The sequence below is a fragment of the Streptomyces sp. C10-9-1 genome, from assembly GCF_024497955.1.
GTDB classification, from domain to species: domain Bacteria; phylum Actinomycetota; class Actinomycetes; order Streptomycetales; family Streptomycetaceae; genus Streptomyces; species Streptomyces sanyensis.
Map to the genome: position 1 here is coordinate 1 of NZ_JANHKP010000033.1, position 4,544 is coordinate 4,544.

Annotated in this window: 2 protein-coding genes and 1 tRNA gene; 1 reads left to right on the forward strand and 2 read right to left on the reverse strand. The window is 72.2% G+C overall.

Features of this window, described 5'->3' with window-relative positions:
* Positions 1–1,188: HAMP domain-containing protein (locus NPS70_RS28375; RefSeq protein WP_256527330.1), on the reverse strand; the 1,188-nt coding region annotated here is incomplete at its 3' end.
* A gap of 280 nt (positions 1,189–1,468) precedes the next feature.
* On the opposite strand from NPS70_RS28375, the gene NPS70_RS28380 reads away from it, so the two are divergent.
* A complete protein-coding gene (locus tag NPS70_RS28380; RefSeq protein WP_256527331.1) occupies positions 1,469–4,132 on the forward strand; it encodes a SpoIIE family protein phosphatase in 2,664 nt (887 codons plus the stop codon).
* Between the two features lie 65 nt (positions 4,133–4,197).
* Here NPS70_RS28380 and NPS70_RS28385 read toward each other — a convergent pair.
* Positions 4,198–4,273: transfer RNA gene (locus NPS70_RS28385), tRNA-Thr, on the reverse strand.
* Between the last annotated feature and the right edge of the window lie 271 nt (positions 4,274–4,544).

The following is a 4,544-nucleotide window of genomic DNA, read 5'->3' on the forward strand; positions in this document are numbered from 1 at the left end:
ATCGGTGAGGTCCTTCCAGGTGCCCGCCGCGCCCGGCACCTGGGCCTGGCCGCCCAGCAGCCCCTTCGCCCCGACCTCGCTCGCCACCCGTGTGACCTCGTCGGCGAAGGTCCTCAGCGTCTCGGTCATCTGGTTGATGGTCTCGGCGAGCTGGGCGACCTCGCCCCGTGCGCTGACCGTCACCTTCTGCGACAGGTCACCGTTGGCGACGGCCGTGGTCACCTCGGCGATGCCGCGCACCTGGGAGGTGAGATTGCCCGCCATGGTGTTGACGGAGTCGGTGAGGTCCTTCCAGACGCCGGCGACGCCCGGGACGGCCGCCTGGCCGCCCAGCTCGCCCTCGGTGCCCACCTCCCGGGCCACGCGGGTGACCTCGGAGGAGAAGGACTGCAACTGGTCCACCATCGTGTTGACGGTGTTCTTCAGCTCCAGCATCTCGCCCGCCACGTGGACGGTGACCTTCTGCGAGAGGTCGCCCTTGGCCACCGCCGTCGTCACCAGGGCGATGTCCCTGACCTGGGCGGTGAGCCGGTAGGCCATGGTGTTGACCGAGTCGGTGAGGTCCTTCCAGGACCCGGACATGCCGCGCACCTGCGCCTGACCGCCCAGCTTGCCCTCGGTGCCGACCTCCAGCGCGACCCGCGTCACCTCGTCGGTGAACGCGGACAGCTGGTCCACCAGGCTGTTCACGGTCCGGGCGACCTTCAGGAACTCGCCCCGCAGCGGGCGCACCGCCCCGTCCTTGGGGTCCGTGGAGTGCGAACGCAGCTCCATCCGCTGGTCCAGGTCGCCCTCGGCGACCGCGGAGAGCACCCGGCCCACCTCGGAGACCGGCCGGGCGAGATCGTCCACCAGCTCGTTGGACGCGTCGATGGCGGAGGCCCAGGCGCCCTCCAGCGCTCCGGTCTCCAGGCGCTCGGCCAGCTTGCCCTCGCGGCCGACCATCCTGCGGACCCGGGCGATCTCGCCCGTCAGGTGGAGGTTGCGGTCGGCGACCTCGTTGAAGACCGCGGCGATCTCGGACATGACGTCGTCGCCGGACACCGTCAGGCGCCGGCGGAAGTTGCCGTCCCGCATCGCCACCAGCGCCGACATCAGCCGGTTCAGCGCCGCCGTATCGACCTCGGTCGTCCCGTTGGTGCGGGATCGTCCGCCCTTCGCACGCGTATCCTTCCCACGCGCCGCCATGCCAGACTCCACCGTGTCCCTCCCGCAGGGGTTTGACCGTACTGCCCGGGCCTTCTCAGGAAGCCTGCCCAGTGTTTCACCATGCCGGAACCAGGCCATAACAGTTCGGCAGCTTCGCATAGCGTCCCCGCCACCACGGGGCGGAAACAGCCACAACCGGCATCCGCTCCGACAGCGAAGGTAAGTAACCTGGCATGCGGCTGTCCAACCGCCCCGGTCCGCCCGGCAGGGGCGGTGTGCTGCGCGTACACCACCGGGCACGGGGAGGAACGGGCCGACCATGGCAGAGCCGGGCGTCGAAACGCGTACGAGGAGTTCTGTGATCACCGCGCGGGCTGCCGCCAGCTTCGACCCCGTGGGCCGGTCCGTCGCGACCGCCCGCGCCTTCGTCCGGGACACCCTCCAGGGCTGGGGATACGGCGACGTCGTCGACGACGCCGTGGTGCTCACCAGCGAGCTGGTGACCAACGCGGTGATCCACGCGGGCACCGCGGCGGACGTGCTGTGCCTGCGCAGCGAGGACGGGGTGCGGGTCGAGGTGTCGGACCGCTACCCGGAGCGGGAGATCCCGGTCCAGGGCGGCTCCGTGCAGCCGACCGCGGCCGGCCTGGAGCGGGAGAACGGGCGCGGGCTGATGCTCTGCGCCGCGCTCGCCACCCGCTGGGGCGTCGAGTACACCCCGACCCACAAGCAGGTCTGGTTCCGGCTGGACCTCCCGCAGCGTGCCGTGGGCACCCGTTCCGCGGGGCCGGCCCTGCCGCCCTCGATGCTTCCCGTGGCCGACGACCGCGTGCGGGTGGCCGTGGTCCAGATCGACCACGGCGGTGCCATCACGGTGTGGAACGAGGACGCGGCGCACCTCTTCGGCTACTCCGCGGAGCAGGTCCTCGGCAAGCCGCTGACCGACTTCGCCGCGTGGCCGCACACTCCGGGCACGAGCACGGGTGTGGCCGAGGCGCTGCGGCTCTCCCGCTGGGAGGGCAGCTACGGCATCCGGGGAGCCGACGGGCGCGTCCTGCCCGTCTACGCCTCCCACCTCAGGGTCCGCGACACCCGGGGCGAGCCGTCGACCGTCTGCCTCCTGGTGCGGGACGACGAGCGGGCGGTGCTGCAGACGCCGGTGCGTTCGGCCGCGCCGGACGCGGGCCCGGACCGCCGCTCCAGCGACCCCTTCGAGGTGTTCATCGGCTCTCCCGCCCCCGACGACCTGGACGGGCTGCTCCAGCGCACCGTGGAGCGGGCACGGGACATGCTCGACGGCGACGCGGCGTTCCTGCTGCTCGCCACGGACGACGAGACGGAGCTGGAGGTCCGCGCGACCACCGGTCTGCCCTCGGCGCGGCAGCGCTTCGCCCGGGTGCCCGTGGAGGCCGGGACCGGCCGCTACGGCTCGGCGCGGATGCCCGCGGTGCACGAGGACCTGCTGGCGGTCCCCGGGGCGGTGCCCCTGCTGAACTCCACGGGCATGCGCGCCGTGGTGACGGTGCCGCTGAAGGTGGAGGGACGGCTCACCGGGTCGCTGGGGGTGGCGGCCGAGGCCGCCGGGCGGTACTCGAACGAGGAGGCGCTCCGCCTCCAGTTCGCCGCGGACCGCATCGCGCTGGCGGTGGAGTCCGCGCGCCTGGGCGAGCTGGAGCGCCTGCGGCGCGGCTCGCTGTCCTTCCTGGTGGAGGCCTCCGACCTGCTCGCGGGGACCCTGGACCGGGACCAGACGCTGGCCCTGATGGCGCAGATGACGGTTCCGACGCTGGCCACCTGGTGCGCCGTCTACACGATCGCGGACCAGTCCTCGGAGCCGTATCTGTCGTATGTGCTCCACGAGGACGAGGACCGGATCGACGACCTGAAGGCGCTGCTGTCCCGGATCGACCCGCCCGACCCCGTCCCCACGCCGGGCGCCCGGGTCTGGACGGCTCCCGCGACTGCGGCGCAGCAGGAGGCGCTGAGGGCGTCGAAGCGGGAGCTGGGGCTGGGTATGGCGCCCTCATCGGTGTCCTCGGGCATCGGGGCGACGCAGGCGACCGCGGCCGCGGTGGGCGGGGAGACGGTGGTGCTGCCTCTGGTGGCCCGCAACCGCGTCATCGGGATGCTCACCCTCGGCAAGCCCTCCGACGACCACTTCCGCCAGGAGATCCTGGAGCTCGCCGAGGACCTCTCCCGGCGTGCCGCGCTGGCCCTGGACAACGCCCGGCTGTACTCGGAGCGCGTGTCCATCAGCCAGTCCCTGCAACGCAGTCTGCTGCCGCCGGAGCTGCCGCAGATCCCCGGGGTGGAGGTGGAGGTCATCTACCGGGCCGCCGGTGAGGGCAACGAGGTGGGCGGCGACTTCTACGACCTGTTCCCGATCCGGGACGGCGCCTACGGTTTCGCGATCGGCGACGTCTGCGGCACGGGCCCGGAGGCCGCCGCGGTCACGGGCCTGGCCCGCCATGCGCTGCGGCTGCTCGCACGGGAGGGGTTCGGCGGGCCGGCCGTGCTGGAACGCCTGAACGCGGCGATCCTCGACGAGGGAGCGCGCAGCCGCTTCCTCACGCTGCTGTACGGCGAGTTGTGGCCCCAGGCGGACGGCAGCGCCGTGCTCAAGTTCGTGTGCGCCGGCCATCCGCTGCCGCTGCGCCTGCGGCAGGACGGCACGGTGGAGCCCGCGGCCGAGCCCCAGCCGCTGCTGGGCGTCATGGACGACCTGGAGCTGTACGAGCAGGTCGTGACCTTGGACCCGGGCGACGTCCTGCTCTGTGTGACGGACGGTGTGACGGAGCGCCGGGAGGGGACGCGGATGCTCGGGGACGACGGCCTGACCGCGGTGCTGACGACGTGCACGGGGCTGACGGCCGGCGCCGTCGCGGCCCGTGTCCTGCGTGCCGTCGAGCGCTTCGCGGCGGAGCCCGCCTCGGACGACATGGCGATTCTCGCGATGCGGGTGCACGAGCCGCACCAGGACTGAACCGGGGCACGCTTCCGGCAAACACGAGAAGGGCCTTCCGCCATCGGCGGAAGGCCCTTTCTTTGTGGAGCCCCCAAACGGAATCGAACCGTTGACCTTCTCCTTACCATGGAGACGCTCTACCGACTGAGCTATAGGGGCCTGTTGTCTCCGGGGTGTTCCCCGTGGCAACGAGAAGAAGCATAGCCCATGTGTGCGGGTGATTCCAAAACGCCGGCCAGGGGCGGGGAGACCGGCCCCGGCGGGGCGATTGCGGGTGACGGGAAGTCCGGGGAGACCCCCTCCCTCGGCTGCGGACGCCGGCCCGGAATCCCGCGCGAACCCCGCACACAACCCCCGGGAACACTCCCCCGGGAAGGCTCCCGGGAGGGAAACGCAGAAAAGCCCCGGAACACCATCACGGCATTCCGGG